Here is a 26,774-nt window from a genome sequence, read left to right as displayed (position 1 = left end):
TTTAACAGATCCAAAAACTTAAAAGGGCATTGTGCACGAAAGAGCCTGAAGCATTTTTTGCTTCAGGCTCTTTCGTTTAATCTTTTGTCTCATCCGAATGATCTTTGTCTTTTTCTTCATCTTCGAAATGTGCATCAACGGGACCTTTTTGTTTCTCTTCTCTCTTTTTCTTCCGCTTCAGACGCTGTACAATTTTCTTATAATTGAGTGCGAACGTCTTCGGTTCATAATGTTCAGAAGCGCGAATGTCTTCTGATGAAGCTCTCATAAACGACCACGCGAGCATAATCATGATGAACAATAAAGGAAAACCTCCGACAATCGCAGCTGTCTGTAACGTCCCAAGCCCACCAAGAAACATGAGCACTAAAGGCATAAGGCAAAGGGCAAATGCCCAGAACAAACGATTCCAGCGAAGTGGCTCGTCTTCTACTTCCTTCTGGACAACAGAAGCCAAGATATAAGAACTAGAGTCAAATGTAGTGGCCAGGAAGATAATAGCCAAGATCGTAAAAATAAAAATCATAAACCAAGCTAGAGGAAGCTGTCCGATTATCTCGATAATAGCCTGAGGGGCACCTTCATTATTCAGCACGTTAATAACGTCAAATTCACCTGTAAGCTGCATATGCAGACCATAGTTTCCGATAATTCCAAAGAACAAAATACTTCCAATCGTTCCATATATAATCGTCCCTAGAATCATTTGACGAATAGAACGGCCTCTTGAGATCTTTGCCACGAATAACCCTACAAAAGGAGCGTACACGAGCCACCAGGCCCAGTAGAAGACAGTCCATGATTCAGGAAAGCTTGTTTTCTCATAGGGTCCAAGGGCATTGTAAGGTTCTGTCCATGTACTCATATGGAAGAAGTTATCGAGTAATAATCCAAGACTATTGGTCGTTGTCTCAGCCATAAACCTCGTAGGCCCAAATAAAAATACAAATGCTAATAAGAAAATGGATAACCACAAGTTAAGGTCACTTAAAATTTTGATCCCTTTCTTCAAGCCGCTATATGCACTAATCGCGAAGATAAGTGTAACAATGGCAAGAATAGCGGTCTTCATAACCATATTAACCGGGATTCCTGTAATTTCATTGATTCCTTCAGCAATCATAGGAGTACCTAAAGCGAGCGTAGTCCCCGCTCCTCCAAGTAGCCCAAACATAAATAAGATATCTATTGCTGTACCGACTGGCCCATTTGCCAAGTTACCAATTAATGGGCGTGTCGCCTCACTTACTTTTAATACCGGCTTCTTACGAACATAGTAGAAATACGCCATCGGTAAGGCAGGAAGTGTGTAAATAGCCCAAGCAATCGGCCCCCAGTGAAAGATGCCATACGTACTTGCCCAAGCGATTGCCTCCTTTGTACCTGGTTCAATCCCAAATGGAGGTCCTTGATAATAATACGCCCACTCAATCGTTCCCCAATACAAAATACTGGATCCAATTCCAGCACAGAAAAGCATTCCCGCCCAGGAAAAGTTGTTGAATTCTGGCTTTTCATCTGCTTCTCCTAGCTTTACTCGACCATTATCACTAAATGCGACATAAATTAAGAAGAAAAAGATTCCTAATCCAACCAATAAGTACAGAACCCCGAAATTGGTTGTTACAAAGGTGTTAGCCTGATTGACATACTCAGCCCCCTTATCAGGGAAGAGGATTAAAGGAATGGTTACGAGCAGTAAAAGGATGAAAGCTCCAAGAAACGTAGGCCAATCGATGATACCTTTTTTCATAGTTGTGTCTCCTTTGATGTAGGTTTACTTTCCCTATTCTTTGTCGTCATCTTCAACATGGGTTTCATCTGGTCCCTTTTTATCTTTCTTTTTCTTACGGACCTTTTTGACGTCCTCAAAATCAATATGGATGGCTTTTGGTTCATACTCCCCCGCATCTTGGATATCCCACGTGGAGGCTTTCATGAACGAAATGGCCAGCAGGATCATGATAAAGATGAGTGGAAACCCTCCTACAATACTTGCTGTTTGAAGAGCGGATAGCCCACCTAAAAACATGAGTACTAGAGGCATTAAACAAAGAGCAAATGCCCAGAATAAACGATTCCATCTTAAAGGCTCTCCTTCTACTTCATTCTGAACAACAGATGCCAGAATGTAAGAACTTGAATCAAAGGTAGTAGCCAAAAAGATCACAGACAGAATCGTAAACAAAGCCACCATTACAAACGATAGAGGCAGACTTCCAATCACATCGATAATCGCTTTAGCCGGCTCATTATTTTCAAGAACGGAAATAACGTCGAACTCTCCCGTAAGCTGCATGTGCAAACCAAAGTTCCCAATGACACCAAAAAACAATATACTCCCAGTCGAACCGTAGGCAATTGTTCCAAGAACCATTTGCTTTAAGGTTCTTCCTCTTGAGATCTTAGCGACAAACAGCCCTACAAACGGAGCATATACAAGCCACCAGGCCCAGTAAAAAATAGTCCAGCTCTCAGGAAAACCTGTTCGCTCATATGGCCCTAAGCTGTTGTATGGTTCTGTCCAGGTACTCATTCTAAAGAAATTATCAAAGATCAATCCAATACTATTAAAGGTGGTCTCTGCAATAAACTGTGTTGGGCCGAACACAAATACAAAAGCAATCAGGAAGATCGAGCCCCATAAGTTAATATCACTTAACACTTTAATCCCTTTGTTCAATCCTACATACGCACTTACTGCGAAGATGGTTGTACAGACAAGTAAAACGATTGTTTTGACAAGTAAACTAACCTGTATGCCAAATAAATTCTCTAATCCATAAGCAATCATTGGCGTACCAAGAGCAAGCGTTGTCGCGGCCCCTCCGATCAGACCGAACATGAAGAGAATATCAATCAGATTACCAATTGGAGTATCAGCTAATTTACCAATGACAGGCCGTGTCGCTTCGCTTATTTTTAAAACTGGCTTCTTACGAACGTAGTAAAAGTAAGCGATCGTTAAAGCTGGCAGGGAATACATCCCCCATGCTATAGGACCCCAGTGGAACATACCGTAAGAACTCGCCCATAAAATCGCTTCTTCTGTCCCTTGTTCAATTCCAAAAGGAGGACTCTGGTAGTAGTAGGCCCACTCAATCGTTGACCAGTAAAGAATACTCGCACCAATACCAGCGCAAAAGATCATACCAGCCCAAGAGAAATTATTAAACTCTGGTTCTTCATCTATATCCCCTAACTTGATCTTGCCTTTCTCGCTGAACGAAACATAAAGCATAAAGAATAAGATTCCAAGACCAGCAATTAAGTAAACAACACCAAGCCTTCTGGTCATAAACTCATTAGCTATGTTCACTACATTGTTCCCTGCCTCTGGAAACACCACTAGCGGGACCGAAACCGCTAATAATAAAATCAGTGCCCCAATAAACGTTGGCCAATCAATTAACTTGAATTTCATGTGTACGCTCTCCTTTTCGTAACTGTATGCCATTAGCTTGAGCGAAGGAGATAATTTTATTCTCGCTATTAATCGAGAACGAGTTTCATTCTCAAAAATTATCGAAGAATGGTTTACACATACCTACCACCGTGTTACCTTATCATGTGGAAGGAAAAAAGCTTTCCTATAGAAGGATTTTCAACGAACGAATCGATTTACGCCATTTGCTTGCAGTCAAAGCCATTTAACCTTCAGGGAGCATGATGGCTTTTTTTCATGCCTTCTAATGAATGTGAAGGAGGAACTTATATGAATAACATCATCAGATCATTGGTAGCGCCCCTTATTGCTCTTGGAATCCTTGGACTTGGGATGACTCCAGTTCACGCTGAAAAGCAGGATACGAAAGATAACCAATTAACAGAACAAGAAGAAATAGCTGTTCAAAGCGTTTCTCTTCCGATAAAAGAAATAAAAGTCGATAAAAAAGATACTAACTTTGCCCGCTATGAAGAGGAAGACAAAGAAGTCCCTTCAAACGTTAAACGTACGGTTCAAGTAGAAGCTACAGCGTATACAGCTCATTGTGATGGCTGCAGCGGAATAACAAAAACAGGAATTAATCTACTCGAAAACCCTAACAAAAAAGTCATTGCTGTTGACCCATCTGTTATCCCACTAGGTTCTGAAGTTTATGTAGAAGGGTACGGTCGAGCTATCGCTGGTGATATCGGCAGTGCGATTCAAGGCAACCGCGTTGATTTATATATGAAAAAGAATAGCGACGCTTTGGATTATGGTCGTCGCCAAAACGTAAACGTGCATATCCTTAGCTCATAAAAAACTCCCCTTACCGGGGAGTTTTTTTACATAGTTCCACTTATTGAACCCATCCTATCTTTAGGAGGTGCACGATGAAAAAACATCAAAATCAAAAGAATCAGCCTAACTTCAATGAACTAAATGACCGCTTCATTGGTGAAACACCAGATCAACCTTCTCTATCCATGAGAACAGATCTAGACCCTAAAGATGTTACAAAAGACAACCCCTATTTCGATGAGACGAAAGAACATACACAAGAAGAGATGGAGAAGTTTAAGAAGTTTTTTCAATAACGTAAGTAGTGTGCTCTGGCGCCCCATAGGGCCAGCTTACAAAGAGACTTTCTAGCTCCAAAAAGGAAAGCGAGTTATCCCCCCTAGCACTCACCAAACGGAGGCGGCGCCTAATTTTAAGGAACAAAGAAACCCGCCAAAAAGGCGGGTTTCTTGTTACTCTATAATTTGTAGTTCTTTTGGATAGTTGGTTAGGGTTTCAAATCCGTCTTCTGTGATAAGCACATCATCTTCAATACGAACGCCACCAACGTTAGGGTCATATATGCCTGGCTCAAGTGTATACGTCATTCCCACTTTAAGCTGTTGATCATTTAAGTGACTCATTGACGGGAATTCGTGTACGTTTATACCAAGGCCGTGACCGATGCGGTGGGGGAATAATTTTCCGTAACCCGCTTTCTCAATCACATCACGTGCTACTTGATCCAAGTCCCCAATTCTCGTACCTGGCTTACTTATATCAAGCGAGGCGTGTTGTGCTGCTAATACTGTTTCGTATATAGTCCGCTGCTCATCTGAAACCGATCCATATGCAAAGGTTCTTGTAATATCTGATGTGTATCCTTCTAAGACTACACCTAAATCAAACAAGACAAAGTCCCCTTTTTGTAGTTGACGATCTCCAGGGTTCCCATGAGGCTGCCCTGATTTCTCACCGAAAAGGACCATTGTAGAGAAGGACATCTCGCGAATTCCTTTTTTCTTTAGTTCGTACTCAATCTTCGCTAAGACTTCCATTTCTGTTACGCCTTCACGGAGAGCCTCAACACCTACTTTCACACCGTAGTCTGCCATCTCAGCCGCACGGCGCATGACTTCAATCTCACCCTCATCTTTCTCAAGGCGCATATGATTAATAGTTTCTTCTACTGATACAGGAGAAGCTCCATTAAATAAACGAAGAAGAGACTGGCTTCTGCCGTAAGTTAAAACATCCTCTTCAAAGGCTACCTTTTCCACTGGTTTGATCTCACGATTGGTAAGAGCATCCTTCACTAATGCCCATGGGTCTTCGTGATCTGCATAGCCAAGCACTTCATAAGGCCAACCTGCATCTTTCACTTGCCCTGCTTCCATTCCTGGAACGACAAAAATGGGTTCTGCATCTTGAAACACAAACAGTCCCATTAAACGTTCGTGAGGATCTGTGTGAAAGTCTGTAAGATAAAAGACATTTTCTGTAGAGTTGAAGAAAGAGACATCTACTGACTCTTTCTTCATCCATTGGGTTAATTGTTGTAATCGTTGTTTCATTTTTTCACTCTCCCTAAGCTGATTGCGCAAGGTCAGACGTTTGTTTGTTGTTTGTGCTAAGCGTAACTACAATTAAGAATAGAATAGCCACCGGTACAGCAATGACCACACTGTTTAAATCAAATGGCTTCTGTAGAACGACTTCCCAAATAAGCGTAGAACTTACACCAGCTATCATAGAGGAGATCCCCCCTGCTGCTGTCACACGTTTCCAGAAGAATACAGCCAGCACAGCTGGTGTAATTCCTGCTCCGTAAACGGTGTAAGCATACATTTGAACAGCTAGTACACTTGGGAAGTACGTGATAATGACAAAGGCAAACACTCCTAAGAAGACGATAAAACCTTTTGTCACGCGGAGTTGTTTCTCATCAGACGCTTGCGGATTGATATAGTTTCTATATATATCATACGTTAGATTTGTCGCTGCTGAAAGTAAATAGGAATTTCCGGTTGTAATAATAAACGAAGCCGCTGCAGCTAACAAGATTCCACCAATAGCGATTGGCATTACAGTCGTCGTGGCCATAAGGGCCATGCCAGGATCGATATTCGGGAATAACGACCGGGATGCAAAGGCAATCAATGAGATAGCTGGTGAAATTACCAGCATAGCAATTAACCAACCGATCTGTGCTTTTTTAGACGATCGATCGCTTTTTGAGGAGGCTAATCGTTGGTACATATTTTGGTCTCCTAATAATAAGAAAAGAGACGGTAGTAAGTAACCAAGTAGTTGAATCGTTGATAGTCCACCCGTTTGCTCCATGTGAGACTTAGGTACATTTGCAACAATCTCTTCCCAGCCACCTGCAATTACAAAGATTGTAGGAACTGTAATGAGTAAACCTCCTACCATTAGAAATCCACTCAATGCATCTGTTTGAGAAACAGAGCGTAATCCTCCGATCATCGCAAGGAAAATAATTAGTGCTGCACCGATCATCGTCCCTGTTTCAACGGTCATGCCTGTCGTTAAGTTCAGAATAAACCCGAACCCTTTCATCTGATAGGATACAATTCCTACATAAGCAAGTATTATAATGACACTTGCTATATTTCTAGCGAGCTTACCGTATTTTGCTTCTAAAATTCCTGATACCGTATATTTACCGAAAGCACGGATTTTAGGTGCTACAATGTAAAGCATAATAATTCCAAATAGTGTTGGTGCCATTAGCATAAGCGATGGTTTAATTCCATAGCTGAATGCCATCGAAGTTTCTCCTCCAGAGATACTTCCGCTCCCTGTCCAAGTAGCGAGCAGGGTTCCCATTAATACAAACGGTCCCAGGCTTTTCCCGGCGAGCACGAAGTCCTCAGCTCCAGAGACTTTCTTTGACATAAATACCCCAATACCTATCATAAGTAGGGCGTATAATCCAATAAACCATAATAATGTTGGATCTTGTTGTAGTTCCATAAGTTTAGTTTCCTCTCCTGTACAATCAATTTGATTTGACTAAATCTGCTAGCTTAAAGCGTATACTTACGCGCGCTACTCATGTGAACTCTGTGGAAATGAAAAAAATGCTGTTTTCTGATCCGGATCTTTAGAAAACAAAACGAAGATGAATAATTAGAGGGACCAGTAGAACTGATCAAAGTGGTACTCTTGCTTATGTCTTCGCTTCACATAAGAACAATTGCTAACTAATTTATCATAATAATAGAAAAATCAAAAATGGCTTTATGATAGCGATTTTACAGGATATTTGCTTACTTTCGCCCTATTCCATTTATTTACACAGGCGTTGCTTTCATTCAATATGCGTAATCTAGAAGTTTTTTTACTGATAGAAATATTCTGAAATATAATTGTGAAATAAAAATGCATTTGATTCTAAATACCTATAGAAAATAAACGATTATAGACCTTTTCGACTATTTCAACCTCCCCCTCTCCTCCATGTTACATAACTGTCATGTTTGTCTTCTGATTGTCTTGTAAATGTCACGGTTCTTTAATAGGGTTTCAGGAGTAGACCTGCTATACTCATCTCAGTTACTAAAGGAGGATGATTGATGAAACACTTACTTATGACGACAATCTCCACGTTCCTCATTGCCTTTATGTTTACTAGTTTCTTCATTTCTAATAATCAAGTTGTACAAGCCCAATCAATGGATCCTAATTCAACAGACAGAACTTATGAATCTCATACTATAAATAAAGAAATTACACTACAGAAGAAAGAAGCAACACCATGCTTCTTACAGAAACCAGCTTCAACACATGCCCTTTCCAAAAAAGAGAAAGCTATTACAACTAAGAAGACATATTCAAAAGAAGTTACAGTTGAAGCGACCGCCTACACAGCTCAATGTGAGGGATGCAGTGGGATAACAAGAACCGGCATTAATTTGTTAAAGAATCCAAATCTTAAGGTGATTGCTGTTGACCCTAATGTAATCCCATTAGGTACAAAAGTATATATAGAAGGATATGGGACAGCAGTGGCAGGAGATATCGGAAGCGCGATTAAAGGAAACCGGATTGATATCTATATGAAGGACAGGAAAGATGCTTTAGATTATGGAAGAAGAACCATTACCATTAAAATCATTTCTTAGTAGCCAGAGAGGACACTACCGTCCTCTCTTTTTACGTTTAATCACACAAAAAAACACCCTTCTGTTGAACGGTGGTCTGGTGAAATCAAATTATGTAAAAGAAAGTGCCTGCTTGATCTTATACTGAAATAATGAGCAAGATGTAACTTTCTATGAATCGAGTTCATTGCTACACAGGCACTTCTTTAATTTTCGTAAGCATGAATGTAGAATCCTTCCCTATTGGTTACTTATTTTCTCTTTTTCTTTTTTGCTCTGGCTCCCATCTTACCTTTTTTAGCAGCGTTTGTGTTCTGAGTTGTTGTGTTGCTAGCTGTTAGCTCTTGGCTGTTTTGATAATCTTTCTCGAATAATTCACGAGCTTTTGAAAACATGATGGTCATTGTGTGACCCTCCTTATTAATTTCTTACAAAAGCATTTCCCTGCATTTCCAGAGCTAAAACTTCCGTTTACAATTTTCATTGTACTCTCCATAACCTACGTTTGTAAATGAAAAAACTACATTTTTATTAATAATCATTTTAAACTGTACAGATTATACGACGTGTATAATCTGATTTTTTTACCCTGCTTAATCCCTATCATTTCAACGGTTTAAAGTACTTTCTCATTCTGTAATATTTTTGACACATTCGATCGAATCTATTCTCAATTAGAGGTATGTTTTTCTGCATTAAAGCAGTAAAGATTCGGTTAGATTTATAGCGTTTTTTCGTAAAAAATTAAAAGAACCTGTTATCCAAATTATAACAGGTTCTTCCATTTTTATAATTGAATGGTTTTAGGGTCTTCCCCTTCTACATTCATTAATCTAATTTGAGTGGGCTGAATGTCTAGAACGATATAATCTGGATCTTCAGGGCCTTTAAACCAATGCTTCATATAATCGTTCCATAACTTTTCTTTTAGTTCTTTAGAATCGTTAATAACAGCCTTACCTTCGACTTCAATGTAAGGATCCTTAAAGCCGTCTCCATCATACCCTAACAAAATGTGCACGTATGGATTGTTTTCAATTTCCTCTGCTTTGTGAGTATCCTTATCTGTTGCTGTATACAAATGCAACTCTTCATTATGGAAAGTCATATAACGGGAATGAGGTTTATTTTGTTGAACAGTAGCAAGTGTTCCAATTTTATGATGGTCTAATACTTCTAAAATTTTGTCTTTTGCCTGTTGATCATTCATTTCTCAAGACTCCCTTCATCATTTGTTTCTTAGCTAGTGTTCCTGATTTTTCTTTAATTTAAACAAATCAATTGGCTGTTCTGGAATCTTTTATCCTATATTGCACACCCTAACGGAAAATACACAGATAAGGAGTGTCAAAATGAGATTTCTACTTTCCCGCCGTTTTCGAATTGGTTTAATTGTTTTTAGCTTTATCGTTTTCTTAGCAAGCTCACTCATTAACGCCCAAACCCCTCCAGCTGATTATGGAGCAAAGGGGGCTTTAAAAGCTCCTCGTATAACTTACGAGGAGGCATTACAATATGCTATTGAAGATGAATACCTTGCCCAAGAGCGATACAAACTTGTGATACAAAAATATGGTCAAGTCTTCCCGTTTCCTAAAATTCAAACAGCTGAAAAAAAGCATATAGAAGCATTAGAACGTTTATATAACCAAACCGATATAGAGATTCCCACAAATAAGGCAAAGGACTATGTAGGAATGCCTTCTTCTATAAAAGTTGCATTACAACAAGCCGTTCAAGCTGAAATTGACAATATTGCCATGTATAACCGCTTCCTAGAAATCAAGAATCTACCTCCAAATGCGAAAAAGGTCTTCACCAATTTAAGAGACGCCTCTAAGAAACATCTTGTAGCTTTTAATTTCGGTCTCTCTCAACAGCAATAGAAAAACGGACGAGCTTCTATTTAGAACTCGTCCGTTTTTCTATTTCTTTAAAATACACTTCATATGTTCTTTTTACGATGCGGTAAAGCTCTCTATTTGAGAGAAAACGATCAGGTTGAAATGTTCCATCCCTATATCCTTCCACAATACCTATATGCTCGAGTGCATTTATCCGCTTAGCCCTTTGATCATCCATTTGGATATCTTTAAAATCTCCAACTTCTTTTACACCTGTTCCAAAAATTTGCGCAAGGATCATGGTAAATTCTCCTCTTTGCATATTACTTTTCCGCTGATCAGGAGTGAATGGCTCCATTATGCCAAGCTGCTTCAAACCTACGACCGTTTCATATAGAGGATCTGAGCGATCAAGCGAAGTTGTAACGAGGCTTGTCTCTTCCATCTGTGGAATGAACGTACCTAATACCAACAGAGCTTCTTCGTAAGGAACGGGCTTGTCTTCTTCTGTTATGTCAATTCCTACTTTCCTAAAAAGTAAACTTACGCGGTTTTCAAGAAGGAGATCTGCGCGAACAGAACTGTAGGTTGTGGCCTTTTTTAGGTTCAGCTGATTCGTAAATGCTTTGGCTACTTGATCATGCCAATGCTGGGTCGGGATGGTTTCGTATGAATGGGTAGGGTCTTCTCCAACTTCGGAATATGGAACAAAGTGAAAGCCTTGTTCATGAACGACCGTTTCCAACATTCTGTTTGCTTGGTTAATAAATTCATCCAAGGACTCTTCCTCCTGAGCATATACGCTTGAGAAAATGGGAGCATACCCGACTACATACACCTGATTTGATGATGTTTCTTTCTTAATTTCAAGAAGGATAGCTTCAATCGTTTCCCTTAATTTCAGAATCTCAGACATACTTGGCTCAAAAGCGACAAGTTGTCCTTGTTCGTTCAACTCCACATAATTCAATAAATCTTGACGCCCGATCGATAAGGTGATCAGATCGGCTTCCTCTATCGATTCAACGTTTTCATTCTCTATTGCATGCAGTAACGCTTCAGAGGTATAACTTTTACCTAGAAGATCAGTTGAAATCGTTACAGTGGAATGGTGTTGCTTTAACGTCTCAGCAATTAAATCTACATAACTCACTCCAAAAGAACGCCCAGAGATCGCTCCCATCGTTCCTTCATCCCCTATCGCTACATACCGAAGAGCCTCATCCTCTTCAGCCCAAATCATTTCTTCTGTAACACCACATACCAATACTAAAACACATATCATTATGACCCACTTACGCATACTCCCGTGCTCCCTTCTAGTAAACTATACGAAGGGAAATATAGATAAAGAACCAGAAGCTGGCTATAAAACTACTATTTATACTCTATTTTTTTATGGTAATTTTGTCACATTTTGTCGAATTGATGATATAGTAGTGATAGGTAATATAGGGGATTTATTCCTATTTAATAGCGTAGGTAGACGAATCTGTTACAGCCTGCTTTTGTTACGATTCCATCCCCTATATAGTCATAATTTAAAGAAGAAGGATGTTTGTTGCATGTTTAGTGTTATGTTAGTGGATGATTCTAAGCTCACCAGGTGTTTCCTACGAGACCAGCTTGCTAACTCTAACTATCATGTTATAGCTGAGGCTGCTGATGGCCTTGAAGCTATAGAGTTGTTTCGATTACACAAGCCGGATATTACGATCTTAGATATTATTATTCCGTATTATTGTGGTATGAGCTGCTTACGTAAGATGATAGAAATCAATTCAGACAGTAAAATCGTTATGTGCTCCTCGATCGGTCAGCACTTTCATATTCAAGAAGCTCTTCATATCGGAGCGATTGATTATATTATTAAACCTCATTTTAATGAGTTAAAGAAAGTATTGGACAAAGCAATCGCCTCTTTTGTGTAAGGAAGTTCCGTCCACTTGATCTGAGCGTTAATGTGGATAGGGCCGTTTACGGTTAATGAGAGCTAGGGAGGTCTGGGGAACGACTCGCTTTCCGCAGGCGAGCTGTCGAGCCTCCTCCCTCACTCCGTTCCGTCCGGGGTCTCGTCGACCTCTTTCTCCTGCAGGAGTCTCCCGATTCCCCAGCCCTCCCTTATCAAAAACAGTAGAAACGACCCGCAGCTAGAACAAGAGTTGTGAATCAACACCCCTCCTTAATAGAGCCATTCTATTATTTTTTCGATTCTCTTCTATTAAATTGTGAGTTGACATTCTCTAATGTTAAAGATGCGGTTGTTGGGATGGTCCAATCTGCTTGGTCTAAGTAAGGAGCTGTTCCTACTCCAATTGAGAACATAGGAGTGGATCGAATGGCTTCTAAACCTGCTTCTCCGTCTTCAATCGCCACGCAATTCTCATAGGGTACGCCTAGGCGGTCTGCGGCTGTTTCGAAGATTTCAGGATCTGGTTTTCCTTTCTTTAATGACTTTGGATCCATAATGACGTCAAAAAACGTAGTGAGTCCTAACTGTTTCAATACAAACTGAGCATTGGAGCTAGCAGAGGCTAGAGCCATTGGAATCCCCGCTTGTGATAACTCTTGAATAAATCTGTAAATGCCAGGCATCGCATCTTCTTCAGTTAGTTGAGCGATCAACTCTTGATAATTACGGTTTTTCCACTCCCCTAGCTCGATCTTCTCTTCCTCCGTGAAAACCTTACCAGAACGTTTTACAATCATGTCGATTAATTCCATACGCGGTCTTCCCTGATAGGCAAGGTTATCGGCTTCTGTGAATGGAACACCAAGCTCATTTATAACCGGTAACGTTGCTTTATAATAGAGTGGAACGGTATCGACTATTACACCGTCCAAATCAAAGATTACTGCTTTACATGTCATAGGCCAGACTCCTTTACGATCAATCGTTTTTCTTGAAGAAGCGTACAGCATCGATAGAAGAAACGCAAGAGAAAAAGCTACGCGTCTTTTTAGAGGCGCGTAGCTTTTTATTACATTTCATCCATCTTTGTAAAGAACTCTTCTAACGTTAGATCATTTTCGTGAATAAGGGTCGCATATTCTTTTCCTATATACCTAAAATGCCACGGCTCATACTGGTAACCCGTAATAGATTCTTTGCCTTTTGGATACCGAAGGATAAAACCATATTCATAAGCATGGGCTTGTAACCATTCCCCCGCTTCTGTCTGACCGAAGCGTTGGACTAAACCATAGTTTACAGCCGGTGAGGTCACATCCATCGTCAATCCTGTTTGATGTTCACTTGTGCCTGGCGGGGCCACCACTTTCGCTGCAGCCTCTCTTCCGGACTCTTCTACTTCTGCTTGAAAAAGAAAATCTTGACGATCAAAGGACCTGTATCCCGAGACGGCTAAAATACTGTATCCCTCTCCTTCCGCGGCTTGAAACATTCTTTCTAACTGCTCTGCCGCTTCAGGTCGCATATAACTTTTATTCAAATCCTGATCACCAAATACAAATGGAACGTCGGGCCTTGTTAAATCAGGTGTATAATCAGCCGGTAACACGTTTGATTTGTTCACGAGCACCAGTTGATTCTCTGGGTTTGTGATGGTTGGTGTCCCATCAGCCCGATCTAGATTATTAAAATACTTCGACTCGAGAAACCATGTTCCATTTTTCAACTCATTTGGCTGAATACGCAGCCTCTCCATAATACCGGTTTTAGAAGTGTACTGGAGTGTTACTGTATATTCATCGTACGTATATATCTCTTCATACTTCCCATCGTTCATTTGAGTCTGATCAGGTGATGGGATTCTTTGATGAACATAAGTGGGCGTGATCTCTTCATTCATGGGTTCATAGTTCAATTCTCTCATCAATCGAGGCTTTTCTTGTTCAAATACGTATATACACTTGCCATATTCAGCTTCTATCCGTTCTCCTATGCGTTCTTTACGCACCGGCTCTCCTTCACGTTCAACAATCTTTTCTAACGTAATCCCTTGGTCCATCGTTGCAAAGCAGTGATGAACCTTACCGTTTGAAGCGTGAGTTAACCAAGATCCACCAAAAGCTGGTTCAATGTATTTCGGATCTATCGCTCGAGCTAGCATAACGGAGAAATTTTGACGGTTTGTTGATTCATCTTGATGATATTTCTGATCGGGATACCCAATAGCAATTCGATTAGAAACGACTATCCTTATGTATGTTTCTTCTTCTGCTACATCTCGTAAATCAACTGTATTAGATCCCATCTCTAAGTTAAATGCTTTTGCTAAGACAATAGCCATTTCTCCTCGAGTAATGTCCCTCCTCCCTTCAAAATAACCATCCGGAGTCCCTTGAAAGACCCCTTCGTCTACTGCTGTAGCAATATAACGATACCCCCGGTCTTCGGGGTTTACATCTTTCAAACCTGGATCAGGTCGATTATCCATAGAAAGCTCTAAAGCACGAACTAACATCATCGTTACTTGAAGTCGTGTGACGTCCTGAGATGATTTAAATTCACCATCTTCATATCCATGAATAATCCCTTGGTCCGCTAAGTATTGAATTTCATTATATCCACGCGTCTCTTCTGATAAATCCGGAAAATCCACTGCACTCAGGACGCTTCTTTTGAAAGGAAAGAGAATGAGTACAGATAAAAACATAAAACATACCCCTACTTTGAACATGCCTTTCACATTTAGTCCCCCTTGCATTGTGTTATTCACACAGTTCCCTAATGAAGGGGAGTAAAACGTAAACTTAGACTTATAGAAGGTAAGAAAAAAATAACTTCATCCACCAAGTCGCTTATCGCATTAATGTAGCTGCGTACTTTCTCTCTCTAGGTCCATCGAATTCACAGAAATATATGCCTTGCCACGTTCCAAGCACAAGCTTACCTTCAGAAATGATGACCATTTCAGACGAGCCGACCGTACTCGTTTTCAAATGAGAAGCTGTATTGCCTTCACCATGAAGATCCTTTGGATGATTCCATGGGAATACTTCATCTAACCGCCGCAAAAAATCCGTTTTCACATCAGGATCTGCGTTCTCATTTACCGTGATTCCAGCAGTAGTATGCATAGATGTAATAACTACGACACCTTCCTCAACCCCTTCAGTCTTGATCCAATCTTCTACTTCTGAAGTAATATCAATCATTTGATCGTGCTCTGTTGTTCTTACTGTAAATGTTTTCATAACTTCCACACTCCTTTCTTGTTATGTTTCCGTTTTTATAAGAAAGAAACCTCTCATTTTCAATGCGTATAAAGTGTTAATTTGCTCTACTGTGATGAAAATGTCCTTTTGAAACATTCGTTTTATGCCCTTCCTCACATACTTTTTTTAAGAGCCAAGTTTTTTAATTTACAAATCAATCAATTCATATTATTATACGTAAAGGATTTAATTCACAGTAAATTGATAAGAATTGGTGGTGTAATAAAGATGGAAACAGCAACTGTTAAAAATCGCCCCTTTACAACCGTCACATCCACACTTAACCCGGTACAAAAACCGCTTGTGACGTTAGGGATTCTAGTTTCTATTATTCTATTTATAACATCCGTCTCGATTGCGGGATGGACACAAGGTGTTCTTTATATTATTGGGATGGCGCTAGGGTTAACGCTTCTCCATGCCCGGTTTGGATTCACTTCAGCATTCAGACGTTTAACTTCCGTAGGAAACGTGCAAGGATTACAAGCTCATATGGTGATGCTTGCTGTTGCAACTACTTTGTTTGCCATTATTTTGGCGACAGGATTTAGCTTTACAGGTGTGACGCCGAGCGGATATGTTTCCCCCGTTGGAATAAGCGTTATTTTTGGTTCTTTCTTGTTTGGAATTGGGATGCAACTTGGTAACGGTTGTGCCTCTGGTACGCTTTATAACGTTGGAGGAGGGAAAGCTTCTCTATTTATAACGTTAATTGGATTTATTGCAGGATCAGCACTTGGTGCTTATCACCTTCCTTGGTGGACAAGTGAAACGATGCCTTCTTTAGGCGCTATATCCCTGGCAGAGTCAACTGGATTCGGCTACTTTGGAGGCTGGTTGTTCCAAATCATACTATTTGCAGGAATTTATGGTCTAACCGTACGATACGCTCGCAAGAAAAATCCCCCGCAAATGAAACCACTTCCTACAGTTAAAGGGTGGAAGAAGCTTGTGCGTGGTTCTTGGCCTCTACTTTTTGCAGCTGTTGTGCTAGCAATTTTAAACGCACTTACGCTTACTGTACGTGGTAATCCTTGGGGCATTACATCTGCCTTTGCCCTATGGGGTTCTAAAGTTCTTATGGCTCTCGGTGTCAACGTAAGCAGCTGGGGATACTGGGCTGGGAGTACAGATCAATTAACAAGCAGTGTCTTTCTTGATTCAACTAGCGTTATGAACTTCGGTATTATTCTAGGTGCCTTTATCGCTGCTGCCGCTCAAGGTTCCTTTAAACCACAGCGATTTAAACCTGGCATTTTCTTCGCTTCCATCGTTGGTGGCATTATGATGGGGTACGGTGCCCGCCTTGCATTTGGATGTAATATCGGCGCTTACTTTGGCGGCATTGCTTCAATGAGCCTGCACGGCTGGGTTTGGATGATTATGGCCCTTGCTGGTACATTCTTAGCTCTCTTTATCCGTCCACTGTTCGGATTAAAGAACCCTGATCCTAATGATTCTATGTGTTAATTTAAAAGAGCTATCCCCCAGGGTTAGCTCTTTTCTTATGTGTTCTAAGGGTTAGGGAACATCCTCAATAAGGATGCCCACACTATTACTTCAAAGTACCTTAGGCACTAAAAAGTGCGTACTGTTAAAACCTTCGTTTTCATGACAAAATAGAACTGATTACGATTTTTATAGGAGGTCCTACTTATGAAAGCATTGCTGTTAGAAGGTAAAAATCAATGGCAAGATATGAAAGTAGGCGAGATCGATACGCCTGTTCCTCAAAAAGGGGAAATCCTTGTTCGAAATAAAGCGGCTGGCCTAAACCCAGTTGATTATAAAACGGCCACAAATGGCCTTCCTGCTTGGGAGTATCCTCATGTTCTTGGTGTGGATGCAGCTGGGATTGTAGAAGAAGTCGGTGAAGGTGTCACAACGGTACAAAAGGGAGATCGGGTCGTCTATCACGGCAACATGTCGAAAAAAGGTACGTTTGCGGAGTATACGGTGACACCTGCACACACGGTTTCTATTCTTCCGGAAACTATTTCGTTTGAAAACGGAGCAGCTGTCCCATGTGCAGGTTACACAGCGTATCAAGCCCTGTTCCGTAAAATGCACATCCAACCAGGTCAGACGATTTTAATCCATGCTGGTGCAGGTGGTGTAGGCGGATTTGCCATCCAACTTGCGAAACAAGCTGGTCTCACCGTCATCACTACAGCTTCTGCTTCTAACCATGCGCTTGTAAAATCACTTGGAGCAGATTATGCGATCGATTATAAACAAGACGATTTCGTTGAAAAAACGTTAGAAATCACAAATGGCAAGGGAGTCCACGCTGTACTCGACACCGTTGGCCGAGAGAACGCAACAAAATCGCTTGATACGATTCAATTTAACGGACAAATAGCCTTTATTGCAGGTCCTCCTGATATCTCAAGTGCATTAGATTTCACAAAATCATTTTCCTTCCATCAAATTGCCTTAGGTGGTGCTCATCTGGTAGATAATGTGGAGGAACAACAAGATCTTGCTTTAATGGGGCAAGAAATGTTCCAACTGATTGAAGAAGGATCCATTTCAACGTTACTTGAGAAAGTGGTTTCTCTTAAAGAGGTTCCACAAGCATTAGTAGACCTATCTGAACGTCATGTAACAGGTAAGATTGTCGCAAAGATTTAACAAAAAAGGTCAGCCTTCTGGGCTGACCTTGTTAAAGTTGCTTTAACTTTTTTAGAATGATCGTTTCTAATGTACTCCAAGGCATCAGTGCTTTTGCCTTCACTAGAGCCTTTACCCCTTTTCCTACTGGGTAACGTAACGCTTTAAGAGAACCTTTGTTGGCGAGAGCGGTGATAAGATCTGCTACTTCCTTTGGATTACCGAGGGAGTCTTTTCCATTTTTTAACTCTTTTTCAATGCTTTCCATGTAGGAGTAATAAGGAGAATCCTCTTGAAGGGAACGTTCAGTTACGACACGTCCTGAGGTCCAGATGTTTGTCTCATAAGATCCAGGCTCTACTAAAGCAACATCAATCCCAAATGGCTTTACTTCAAGGCGCAAACTTTCACTATAGCCTTCTAGTGCATATTTAGAGGAGACATAAGGTGATAGGCCTGGGAATCCAAACACGCCACTGATGCTACTAACATTGATGATTTTTCCGAATCCTTGTCGCCTCATAGTTGGAAGGACCGCTTGGGTAATACCCATGACTCCAAATACATTTGTCTCGAACTGATCTCTGTATTCTTCGATTTTGATTTCCTCACTAAAGCCCCCAAGTGCATATCCAGCGTTATTCACCAGAACATCACATCGTCCTACCTTCTCTATATAATACTTAAAGTCACGGATCGATTCTTCTTTCGCTACATCTAAAGGAACGGGGATTATTTGTTTGTACCATTTCTCATTTTGATAAGAATCGAATACAGACACTTTTTCCATATTTCTCATGGCAGCAAGGACGACATATCCCTGTTTAGCCAAATTCATTGTAGTCAAAGAACCAAACCCACCTGATGCTCCGGTTACAACAGCTACTCTACCTTTTACCATACACAATCTCCCCTTTCCATTCTAAAGAAAGAGAGAGGTAGTATTCCCTCTCTCTTAGTGCACTTACGGATTCATCATATCCGTCACTTTTCCAGTTTTCTGGTCAACATAGTACCAACCTTTTGTGGCTGTATGAGAATTGCCCTCCTGCTCAACTAGTTCATAAACGTGAACAAGATACTTCCCACTCTCTTCATGATCCACTTCTACTTTCACTGAATCGCTTGAGCTGATATTTAGATAGTCACGTACAGCAAGCACGGCTTGTTGTTCGCCAGTTTGATTGGCGGAAGATGCTTCTTGATTTAGCTGCTTGTTCTTAATCTCATCTACCACCCACTGAGTACCATCATGAATCAGCTTATACGTGATCTTAGTACTTCCAGCCATATCATCTGAACGGGTTTGTGCAACATGGTAGGTCCTATCATCAATTCGCTCAACTGTAACTGGCTGGCTCGCTTCTAGGAAAGTCGGAGAACTAGACGGAACGACATACAGTGTTCCATTTTCCTGGCGTATGTAATAAGACATCAGTTCGTCTGCCAATGGCTCAGACATAGCTGTCCTGAATTCTCTTTCAATTGCTTGAAGAGAAGTATAGTCTTGTATTTTTAACTGATCATCTGTGTTGTTAATCACATCGAAGAAAGCTCTCTTATATTCCACCACGACCGCTTTCGCTTCTTGTTCTGTTAAATCAGCAGGAATCTGTTTGGTCGGTTTTGTATTCTCTGTAGATTGTTCCTTATTGTTATCTGATTCACTTTTCTGAGAATCGTCTTTCTTATCTGAAGTTTGTTCTTCTGATTCTTCTTTCTGGTCATTCGATTCTTTCTCTTGGTCTTTCTCTTCTTGTGTATCAACATTTTCGCTTTCTTTACTCTTTTCTGTATCCTCAACATTTGTTGAAGGATCTTCTTTCGGATCCTCTTCTTGACTTGCATCAGAGGTGCACCCTGTTAATACAATCATAAGGGCGATCCCAGCTACCCACATTGTTTTCATGTTCTCCATTCTCTCCTTTACCTACCTTCTAAATAAAAACAGAGGCGAGCCCATCGCCTCCTGTTTTTTTATCCAAAGAATAAGTCCAGTATGTTTCCACCTGTTGAAGCTTGTTTATTATAGAACTCAGAGTATCCGCAGTTTTTGCAGTAAATGACTAAGAATTTGTTATTCTGAACATCAAACATCTTCGCAAGCCCCGCTCCTGTCATTGCTACTTCCTTTTGACCTGCATCTGTACTTCCACACTTAAGACAACCTTTATCACTCATATAGCTGCACTCCTTTATTTTAAATATCGTCTACTCTTATGTACGAATAGAATAGAAGATGGTTTCAAATTTTTATTCCCTTGTTCCTGTTCCGAATCGGGATGGGCCGTTACTTTTGATGTGTGCTGGGGTTTGTTCGGGGACAACTCGCTTTCCTGCGGGGAGCTGGGAAGCCTCCTCGTTCGCTTTGCTCTCTGCGGGGTCTCCCCTAGGCTCCTTACCCCGCGGGAGTCTCGCAGTCCCCGAACAAACCCTAGCTATAAAGGGGAACGGCCCCGTTGCTCGAATTACAAGAGCTTTCTTCTCCCAAGGTGGCTTTTTGCATACACCCAAATACGGCAAAGGCGGGCCTGGAAACTGCGAGACTCCCGTGGGCAGAAGAGCCAGTCTAGTTCCAGCGTGGAGGACCGCCTTAAACCCACTTTAAGCAAAACAGCCATTTCCCTTAAACAACACACAGTAACAAAAAAGCCTTAGGGGAAAGATCCCTTAAGGCTTCCTCGTTAGATTGAACTTTTCAGATTACTATCACGGTGGTGACGATCCATCGCAAGGTGAAGCAGTTGGTTAATAAGCTCCGGATACGAAACGCCAGTTAAATCCCATAGCTTTGGATACATACTAATTTTCGTAAAGCCAGGGAGTGTGTTTACTTCATTGACAACAAGGGACCCATTTTCCTTTAAGAAAAAGTCCACTCGCGCTAATCCTTCGCACTCAAGTGCCTGAAAAGCCTCTACTGCCGCTTCACGAACACGGTCTGTTGTATGATCATCAAGTTTAGCAGGCAGCTCTAACAGGGCACCTGTTTCACTAATGTACTTGGTATCATACGAATAGAAGTCGTCCCCCTGTGGCAATATTTCTCCTGGTACAGACGCCTTCGGATGATCATTTCCTAGAACAGCTACTTCAATTTCACGTCCGTTAACCGCTTCTTCTATAATTAATTTCGTGTCATATTGAAATGCTTCTTCAATCGCATCGTAGAATTCTTGCTCATTCCGGACTTTACTTACACCAACAGATGAGCCTTGATTAGCAGGTTTCACAAACATCGGTAGCCCTAAGCGCTCTTCAACGGCTTCAAAGGAAATATCAGGCTTTTGAGGTTGTTTAAACGTGACCCAGTCTGCCACTTTAATATCGGCATCGCGAAGTAAGCGTTTGGCGATGTCTTTATCCATACAGACCGCAGAACTAAGCACATTCGGGCCTACGTAAGGAATATTAGCCAGGCGAAGCATGCCTTGCATACTACCATCTTCCCCTAACGTTCCGTGAACAATCGGGAACACAACGTCTAACTCGTCTAGGCTCTCTACGGTAGAAGTACGTATAAGTTGGTCATGATCTTGCCCTGGAACAAGCGCAATTCCTTCGTTTGTTTTATTTAAAGCAATGTGCTTTGGATCATTTTCGTTCAATAAATAGTGACTTGGTTCACTTAAATGCCACTGTCCTTCTTTATCGATTCCGATAAGCGTTACGTTATATTTGTCTTTGTCGATCGCGTCAACGATATTTTTTGCTGATTGTAAGGATACTTCGTGTTCTGAGGATTTTCCCCCGAAGATTACCCCAACGTTTAGTTTATCACTCATCAAAATCGCTCCCTTTTCTAAAGTTTCCTTCATTTATTCTATTCTCTGTACTGAGCGGATATGTAACTAGGCTCTCCTCCATTATATCCTATAAAGGTCCCGAAACATGAGATGCCAGTTTAAATGGTAAGAAAGAAGACGGAACAACACTGTAGCTCCAAATAGAGCATATAATTGAACCGTACTCTGATAATCTACTAATCCAAGTGCTAATAATACACCAGCCATCATTGCCCACACCGCATAAATTTCCTTATGTAAAACCATAGGCCTTCTTTGCGCTAATACATCACGCGCAACTCCTCCGCCAACGCCAGTAATAATAGCTGAAAAGACAACAGCGCCAAACGGAAGTTCTGCTTCTAGTGCAAACATCGCACCCTGGACAGCAAACGCTGATAAACCAATGGCGTCTAAGTATACATTCCACCGATCCCAGAACATGACCCAGGATTTCGGAAAGAAATAAACTACTGCTATAGTTCCAAGGGCCACATATAGAAACATACCCTGTTCCCATACATGTACAACATCAATTTGCAAAAATATATTTCGAGCAATCCCCCCCACAAACGGCGGTGCTAGCCCTAAAATAAATACCCCAAATATATCATATCGCTCACTTAACGCCACAATTGCCCCACTAAAGGCAAAGGCGGCAACAGCGATGATATTAACAATCTCCCATGCCATTCACCTAAATCTCCTCTCCCAAACGTACCTCAATCATAGAAAAACCCTATTAAAAATTCAATAAAAACTTTCGGATTAAGAAGGATCATTTTATCGATTCTTAAGAAGGTGATAAGAATGGCATGAATAAATTGTCTATTTTGCCTAACTTGATACATCCACTTAAATCGTACTGGCCTTACAAAAAGGGGATCTCTAAGCTCTTTTTTTCTTACGCTTTAGTCCCAAACACCATCCATTCATCAATAGAGAAGGACTGCAGTCTATCCTTTTCTACTTTCATTTGATAGTAATCTCTGAGTTCCTGATCTGCTCCGACCATCAGTTGATGAATCTCTTCCCTCTCTTGTTCATCTTCTACCATACGGCAGACCCATTCATGAAACGGAAGGGTTTTCTTTCGTAAAGACTGTTTCTTTATTGTAAGGTTTGAGCGTTCCAACAGCATTTCCCATTCAGAAATCGGAAGTGCCCGTTGGTGGCTATGATCTCTTTTTTTCTCAAAATGATTATAAAAATCTTCCTTCTTCTTATCTTCAGGAGACACATTATCAATAAGTACAAAAGCTCCCCCGGGTTTCAACACTCTCCCCACCTCTTGAACGAAGCGATCAGGATTCGGAAAATGGTGTGCTGCAATACGGCACGTCACTACATCAAATGAATGATCTAAAAAAGGTAGATCCTCAGCATCGGCTAACACGGCTTCAATGTTTTCATGGAGGGATAAAAAGGAAGCTGCTGCTTGAAGCATGGATTTCGTCAAATCGCTCACGATTACCCCTTTTACGTGAGGAGCTAACTGATTCGCAACATGCCCACCACCAGTTGCAATATCAAGCACTTTCCATGACCGCTTCGGCTCGAGCCATTCCACCATCAAAGAAAGATCTTCTCCTTTTGCGTGGGTCGTACTTGTCACATAACGCTCTGCATTTCTTCCAAACTGTTCTTGCACATCTCGTTTTACGTTCATCATCATTCCTCCTTTGTCTCCTACTTCTATCCTATTCGATCTTTCGCATTAGGAATAATACTAAGTTATAATAGTAAGCAATAAGAAAAACTTATCGATCAAGGAGGGAATTCTATGAAGCTAGAAGATTATGAACTTCTCATTCACCTTTCGACCATCGGAACGGTTAGGGGGACAGCTAAGCATTTATATGTTTCTCAGCCAGCTATCACCCAGCGTCTCCGATACATCGAAACACACTTTCAACACCCCATTTTTGTCAGAACGTCTAAAAAGCTCCTCTTAACCCCTGTCGGAGAACAAGTGGTAAAGCATGCAAAGGAAGTCGTAGAACGTGAGAATGGATTACACGCTCATCTTCAATCGTTAGGGGACCAGGTTTCAGGGACGTTATCTATCGGAGCCTCCTCTGTAGTCAGTCAACAATTTCTGCCTAGCCTCTTAGAAACCTACACATCCCTTTATCCAGATGTCAAAATAGATCTTGTCACAGGGTTAAGTGAGGACCTCAGGAATCCTGATCAAAACTTCCATGTTCGCCTGATTCGAGGAAAACCGATGAAAGACGGGGAAAGCCTTCATCTATTGAGTGATCCCCTTTATTTGTATGACACGAAGCCTTTTTCTTCGGAAAAAGAACGTCCTCTTATTGCATTTAAGAGCGATTCTACCTTCCATCACTTAGTGGATGAGTGGTTTCTGACACAATCTGCCTTTAAGCCAAACAAGAGCATTCAAGTCGACCAAATTGAAACTTGTAAGCAGTTTATGATGAAAGGTCTTGGAATGGCGGTTCTTCCGAAAAGTGTCGCTTCAGAAGAACTTCATCAATACCCACACCTCCCATTAACACTGAATGACCAACCCCTAACTAGAGAAACGTGGCTTTGTTTTCAGAAGAACGCCCGCGACCTCCCTCAGGTAGACCGTTTTATTCAGCTTGTTCAAGAGGCTACTTTTATGTAGAAAACCTAACCTTACATAAAAAAGGCAGCCCCTTTTTGAGGCTACCTTTGTATGATTTAAATATCTTTTTTAGAAATATACCAGTCAATGTATTCGATGCCTTCTTCTTGTGCTCGCTTGGCTGCATCTTCTTGTGTTTTTGGAGGAGATACGACTGCTTTGTCTCCTTCTGTCCAGTTAGCCGGTGTGGAAACGCCGTGCTCATCTGTTGTTTGAAGAGCTTTAACAAGGCGAAGAATCTCTTGCATATTACGCCCTGTCGTTAAAGGATAATAGATAATCGAACGAATCTTCTGTTTGTCATCAATGACAAACACAGCGCGACTCGTTTCGACTTGGCTTTCACCAGGCATAATCATACCGTACTTCATAGCTACTTGCTTGTCCAAATCTGCGATGACAGGGAATTCGATTGTCGTGTTAAAGTTTTCTTCAATGCTTCTAATCCATGCAATATGAGATGGAACACTATCTACACTTAAACCAAGCAGCTCAGTGTTTCGGTCTTTAAGTTCAGGATAGATCTCCTGAAAAGCGACAAATTCTGTTGTACATACTGGGGTAAAATCAGATGGGTGCGAAAATAGCACAAGCCATTTTCCTTTATAATCTTCAAGACTCAAGTTCCCCTGACTTGTAGCTGCCTGGAAAGAGGGTGCATCATCGCCAATTCTAGGCATTGTGTACGTTTGTTCTTGATTTTCTTGTTCCATAATGTAAAACCTCCTTGAATATGATTACAACCACTTTACTCATTCCTCATGAACATCTACTTAAACCTAGATCTCCAAATATAAACATTTATACCTATACACCTACCCCTATATAGAGAGTGTGCTTTCCTTTAGAAAAGAAATCTATTACACTGGACCTATACAACTTCGAGAAAGGTCGATTGGTGCATGAAATCTACAACACGCTTTTTCTGGACACTTGCTCTTGCATTCGTATTAGGAATATTTACATCCGCATTAGAGGCTCCTATGTGGGTCAACTTCGTCGGAGTCGTCATCATCGTTATAATCATGTCGCTCATTTCTAATCGAATGAATCAAAGAGAACAATAAAAAAACGAGTAGGAAATCACGCTGATTTCCTGCTCGTTTTTTGTTTCTAATAGGTCGAAAAGCCGTTATGGATTTACTAAACGATTAATATTTTTAAACTCAAGCTCATTGAATTTATCCTGCATACGTCCTTCATTAATCGAAAGTACGGCATCTTCAAGGGAGCATGTGACATCGACTTCGCAATGAATTCGAGCTAATTTCCTGGATAAATGGAGCATATCCAAGTCTTGTTCGATCTTTGTGCGCTGCCCTTTTGTCAAGGTTTCCATATTCTCAAGCAGCTCTTCGATGGTTTCGTGCTTTTGCAATAGTTTTAAAGCTGTTTTCTCGCCAATTCCCTTCACGCCAGGGTAATTGTCGCTGCTATCTCCCATTAAGGCTTTTAGGTCAATCATTTGCTGGGGTGAGATGCCTTTCTCTTCGAAGAAGGTTCCATGCTCATACTCTGCAAAGTTCCCATACCCTTTCTTCATGAGAACGACTTTTACGTTGTCTTTAAGAAGTTGTAACGTATCCTGATCTCCCGTAAGAATTAACACTTCATGATCCTCGCTATAGACGTGAGCAAGCGTGCCCATCAGATCATCTGCTTCATACCCTGTAATCCCTACATTCGGAATATCCATAGCGGCTGTTACCTCTTTAACAAGCTCAAATTGCGGAATTAGTTCTACCGGTGCTTCCCCGCGATTTGCTTTGTATTCTGGGTAGAGGTCATTTCGAAACGTATGGCTCCCCATATCCCAACAGCAAATTACATGACTAGGTTTATATTCATTCATAGCGGCAAACAAATGTTTTACAAATCCATAGACTGCATTTGTCGGCACTCCCTTGCTGTTCACCATATAATATCCACTCATTGCTGTTGCGTAAAAGGCGCGGAATAAAAGAGCCATTCCGTCTACAAGCAATACTTTATTTTTTTCCATTTATCCGTACTCCTTTTTCATCACTTTCTATTTCCCTAGTATAACAAATATTCTAGAGTCTATGGACTAGCACCTGGTGGAAATCACGCTAGCATAATGTAAGCCCTTGTTACATATTGTACAGTAACACCATGAGCGTAGGAGGGGGTTATGTGAGGGTCCCTGTCATACCAGTCCTTCTGTTTCTGATCTATGTATCTCTCCTTGGAAACCACATCTTTCAAAGTTTCGTTTTTCATGAAGCAGAAGCCCAAGTTGAACAGCAGCTATTCCCTTATTTATGGGATGAGGGAAATTTAATGGAATATAAAGAACCTGGAGAAGGTTCTTTTTTTATTTTCTTATAAGAACGGAAAACGCTTTAGACCTTTAACGCAAAG

Annotated in this window: 28 protein-coding genes; 10 read left to right on the top strand and 18 right to left on the bottom strand. The window is 41.0% G+C overall.

Annotation, left to right across the window (positions count from 1 at the left end; genetic code table 11):
- Nucleotides 1-76: 76 nt before the first annotated feature.
- On the bottom strand, nucleotides 77-1,753 hold the full coding sequence (locus tag QNI29_RS08445; RefSeq protein ID WP_231416012.1) for a BCCT family transporter: 1,677 nt from the start codon (nucleotides 1,751-1,753) through the stop codon (nucleotides 77-79).
- Nucleotides 1,754-1,786: 33 nt separating this feature from the next.
- Entirely contained in the window at nucleotides 1,787-3,424 is a 1,638-nt protein-coding gene (locus QNI29_RS08440; protein WP_231416011.1) for a BCCT family transporter, read from the bottom strand.
- Between the two features lie 291 nt (nucleotides 3,425-3,715).
- Between QNI29_RS08440 and QNI29_RS21180 the strand changes: the two genes are divergently transcribed.
- Both QNI29_RS21180 and QNI29_RS08430 read left to right on the top strand, forming a co-directional pair.
- Nucleotides 3,716-4,246 (top strand): 3D domain-containing protein, encoded by a 531-nt coding sequence (locus QNI29_RS21180; protein ID WP_370635414.1) that lies wholly within the window; start codon nucleotides 3,716-3,718, stop codon nucleotides 4,244-4,246.
- Between the two features lie 74 nt (nucleotides 4,247-4,320).
- Entirely contained in the window at nucleotides 4,321-4,524 is a 204-nt protein-coding gene (locus QNI29_RS08430) for a hypothetical protein (protein WP_231416009.1), read from the top strand.
- A gap of 156 nt (nucleotides 4,525-4,680) precedes the next feature.
- Here the strand turns inward: QNI29_RS08430 and QNI29_RS08425 are convergent, their stop codons facing one another.
- Together QNI29_RS08425 and QNI29_RS08420 are read right to left on the bottom strand one after the other, a co-directional pair.
- Complete coding sequence (locus QNI29_RS08425; RefSeq protein ID WP_231416007.1) at nucleotides 4,681-5,781, bottom strand: M24 family metallopeptidase; 1,101 nt, start codon at nucleotides 5,779-5,781, stop codon at nucleotides 4,681-4,683.
- Between the two features lie 13 nt (nucleotides 5,782-5,794).
- A complete protein-coding gene (locus QNI29_RS08420) occupies nucleotides 5,795-7,204 on the bottom strand; it encodes a sodium:solute symporter family protein (RefSeq protein WP_231416006.1) in 1,410 nt (469 codons plus the stop codon).
- A gap of 602 nt (nucleotides 7,205-7,806) precedes the next feature.
- Between QNI29_RS08420 and QNI29_RS21125 the strand changes: the two genes are divergently transcribed.
- Nucleotides 7,807-8,355, top strand: coding sequence for a 3D domain-containing protein (locus QNI29_RS21125; protein WP_354665933.1), 549 nt, complete (start codon nucleotides 7,807-7,809; stop codon nucleotides 8,353-8,355).
- A 230-nt stretch (nucleotides 8,356-8,585) separates the two neighbouring features.
- Here QNI29_RS21125 and QNI29_RS08410 read toward each other — a convergent pair whose 3' ends face one another.
- Nucleotides 8,586-8,738, bottom strand: a complete 153-nt coding sequence (locus QNI29_RS08410; RefSeq protein ID WP_231416004.1) for a hypothetical protein — start codon at nucleotides 8,736-8,738, stop codon at nucleotides 8,586-8,588.
- 383 nt (nucleotides 8,739-9,121) lie between these two features.
- Complete coding sequence (locus QNI29_RS08405; protein ID WP_231416003.1) at nucleotides 9,122-9,544, bottom strand: pyridoxamine 5'-phosphate oxidase family protein; 423 nt, start codon at nucleotides 9,542-9,544, stop codon at nucleotides 9,122-9,124.
- A 142-nt stretch (nucleotides 9,545-9,686) separates the two neighbouring features.
- Between QNI29_RS08405 and QNI29_RS08400 the strand changes: the two genes are divergently transcribed.
- Complete coding sequence (locus QNI29_RS08400) at nucleotides 9,687-10,220, top strand: ferritin-like domain-containing protein (RefSeq protein ID WP_231416001.1); 534 nt, start codon at nucleotides 9,687-9,689, stop codon at nucleotides 10,218-10,220.
- 16 nt (nucleotides 10,221-10,236) lie between these two features.
- On the opposite strand, the gene QNI29_RS08395 is transcribed toward QNI29_RS08400, so the two are convergent.
- Nucleotides 10,237-11,481 carry an S-layer homology domain-containing protein gene (locus tag QNI29_RS08395; RefSeq protein WP_231416000.1) on the bottom strand — a complete coding sequence of 415 codons (1,245 nt, stop codon included), beginning with the start codon at nucleotides 11,479-11,481 and terminating at the stop codon, nucleotides 10,237-10,239.
- 262 nt (nucleotides 11,482-11,743) lie between these two features.
- Here QNI29_RS08395 and QNI29_RS08390 point away from each other — a divergent pair, with 262 nt between their 5' ends.
- Nucleotides 11,744-12,109, top strand: a complete 366-nt coding sequence (locus QNI29_RS08390; RefSeq protein WP_231415998.1) for a response regulator — start codon at nucleotides 11,744-11,746, stop codon at nucleotides 12,107-12,109.
- A 268-nt stretch (nucleotides 12,110-12,377) separates the two neighbouring features.
- Here the strand turns inward: QNI29_RS08390 and pgmB are convergent, their stop codons facing one another.
- The 3 genes from pgmB to QNI29_RS08375 form a co-directional block, all read right to left on the bottom strand.
- Nucleotides 12,378-13,049: a beta-phosphoglucomutase gene (gene pgmB / locus QNI29_RS08385; protein ID WP_231415996.1), complete on the bottom strand. Its 672-nt coding sequence runs from the start codon at nucleotides 13,047-13,049 to the stop codon at nucleotides 12,378-12,380.
- A 110-nt stretch (nucleotides 13,050-13,159) separates the two neighbouring features.
- Nucleotides 13,160-14,821 (bottom strand): D-alanyl-D-alanine carboxypeptidase family protein, encoded by a 1,662-nt coding sequence (locus tag QNI29_RS08380; RefSeq protein WP_231417542.1) that lies wholly within the window; start codon nucleotides 14,819-14,821, stop codon nucleotides 13,160-13,162.
- Nucleotides 14,822-14,942: 121 nt separating this feature from the next.
- Complete coding sequence (locus QNI29_RS08375; protein WP_231415994.1) at nucleotides 14,943-15,338, bottom strand: secondary thiamine-phosphate synthase enzyme YjbQ; 396 nt, start codon at nucleotides 15,336-15,338, stop codon at nucleotides 14,943-14,945.
- A 249-nt stretch (nucleotides 15,339-15,587) separates the two neighbouring features.
- Between QNI29_RS08375 and QNI29_RS08370 the strand changes: the two genes are divergently transcribed.
- Together QNI29_RS08370 and QNI29_RS08365 are read left to right on the top strand one after the other, a co-directional pair.
- Nucleotides 15,588-16,829, top strand: a complete 1,242-nt coding sequence (locus tag QNI29_RS08370) for a YeeE/YedE family protein (protein WP_231415993.1) — start codon at nucleotides 15,588-15,590, stop codon at nucleotides 16,827-16,829.
- Nucleotides 16,830-17,015: 186 nt separating this feature from the next.
- Nucleotides 17,016-17,993, top strand: coding sequence for a zinc-binding dehydrogenase (locus QNI29_RS08365; RefSeq protein ID WP_231415991.1), 978 nt, complete (start codon nucleotides 17,016-17,018; stop codon nucleotides 17,991-17,993).
- A gap of 31 nt (nucleotides 17,994-18,024) precedes the next feature.
- Here the strand turns inward: QNI29_RS08365 and QNI29_RS08360 are convergent, their stop codons facing one another.
- The 6 genes from QNI29_RS08360 to QNI29_RS08335 form a co-directional block, all read right to left on the bottom strand.
- A complete protein-coding gene (locus tag QNI29_RS08360; RefSeq protein WP_231415990.1) occupies nucleotides 18,025-18,873 on the bottom strand; it encodes an SDR family oxidoreductase in 849 nt (282 codons plus the stop codon).
- 63 nt (nucleotides 18,874-18,936) lie between these two features.
- Nucleotides 18,937-19,881 (bottom strand): hypothetical protein, encoded by a 945-nt coding sequence (locus tag QNI29_RS08355; RefSeq protein WP_231415989.1) that lies wholly within the window; start codon nucleotides 19,879-19,881, stop codon nucleotides 18,937-18,939.
- A gap of 68 nt (nucleotides 19,882-19,949) precedes the next feature.
- The gene (locus QNI29_RS08350) at nucleotides 19,950-20,153 is read right to left on the bottom strand and encodes a zinc ribbon domain-containing protein (RefSeq protein WP_231415987.1); all 204 of its coding nucleotides are present in this window, start codon (nucleotides 20,151-20,153) and stop codon (nucleotides 19,950-19,952) included.
- 503 nt (nucleotides 20,154-20,656) lie between these two features.
- Complete coding sequence (ddlA, locus tag QNI29_RS08345) at nucleotides 20,657-21,757, bottom strand: D-alanine--D-alanine ligase (protein WP_231415985.1); 1,101 nt, start codon at nucleotides 21,755-21,757, stop codon at nucleotides 20,657-20,659.
- 81 nt (nucleotides 21,758-21,838) lie between these two features.
- Complete coding sequence (locus tag QNI29_RS08340) at nucleotides 21,839-22,450, bottom strand: trimeric intracellular cation channel family protein (RefSeq protein ID WP_231415983.1); 612 nt, start codon at nucleotides 22,448-22,450, stop codon at nucleotides 21,839-21,841.
- 211 nt (nucleotides 22,451-22,661) lie between these two features.
- Entirely contained in the window at nucleotides 22,662-23,432 is a 771-nt protein-coding gene (locus QNI29_RS08335) for a class I SAM-dependent methyltransferase (RefSeq protein ID WP_354665932.1), read from the bottom strand.
- Between the two features lie 108 nt (nucleotides 23,433-23,540).
- Here QNI29_RS08335 and QNI29_RS08330 point away from each other — a divergent pair, with 108 nt between their 5' ends.
- Nucleotides 23,541-24,392: a LysR family transcriptional regulator gene (locus QNI29_RS08330; protein WP_231415982.1), complete on the top strand. Its 852-nt coding sequence runs from the start codon at nucleotides 23,541-23,543 to the stop codon at nucleotides 24,390-24,392.
- A gap of 56 nt (nucleotides 24,393-24,448) precedes the next feature.
- On the opposite strand, the gene QNI29_RS08325 is transcribed toward QNI29_RS08330, so the two are convergent.
- On the bottom strand, nucleotides 24,449-25,105 hold the full coding sequence (locus QNI29_RS08325) for a peroxiredoxin (protein ID WP_231415980.1): 657 nt from the start codon (nucleotides 25,103-25,105) through the stop codon (nucleotides 24,449-24,451).
- A gap of 189 nt (nucleotides 25,106-25,294) precedes the next feature.
- Here QNI29_RS08325 and QNI29_RS08320 point away from each other — a divergent pair, with 189 nt between their 5' ends.
- A complete protein-coding gene (locus QNI29_RS08320; RefSeq protein ID WP_231415979.1) occupies nucleotides 25,295-25,459 on the top strand; it encodes a hypothetical protein in 165 nt (54 codons plus the stop codon).
- A 65-nt stretch (nucleotides 25,460-25,524) separates the two neighbouring features.
- Here QNI29_RS08320 and QNI29_RS08315 read toward each other — a convergent pair whose 3' ends face one another.
- On the bottom strand, nucleotides 25,525-26,394 hold the full coding sequence (locus tag QNI29_RS08315) for a 5'-3' exonuclease (protein WP_231415977.1): 870 nt from the start codon (nucleotides 26,392-26,394) through the stop codon (nucleotides 25,525-25,527).
- 152 nt (nucleotides 26,395-26,546) lie between these two features.
- Here QNI29_RS08315 and QNI29_RS08310 point away from each other — a divergent pair, with 152 nt between their 5' ends.
- Nucleotides 26,547-26,741 (top strand): hypothetical protein, encoded by a 195-nt coding sequence (locus tag QNI29_RS08310; protein ID WP_231415975.1) that lies wholly within the window; start codon nucleotides 26,547-26,549, stop codon nucleotides 26,739-26,741.
- Nucleotides 26,742-26,774 lie beyond the last annotated feature (33 nt).

This window comes from Pontibacillus chungwhensis, from assembly GCF_030166655.1.
GTDB lineage: Bacteria > Bacillota > Bacilli > Bacillales > BH030062 > Pontibacillus.
This window is presented reverse-complemented; position numbering and strand designations above follow the sequence as displayed.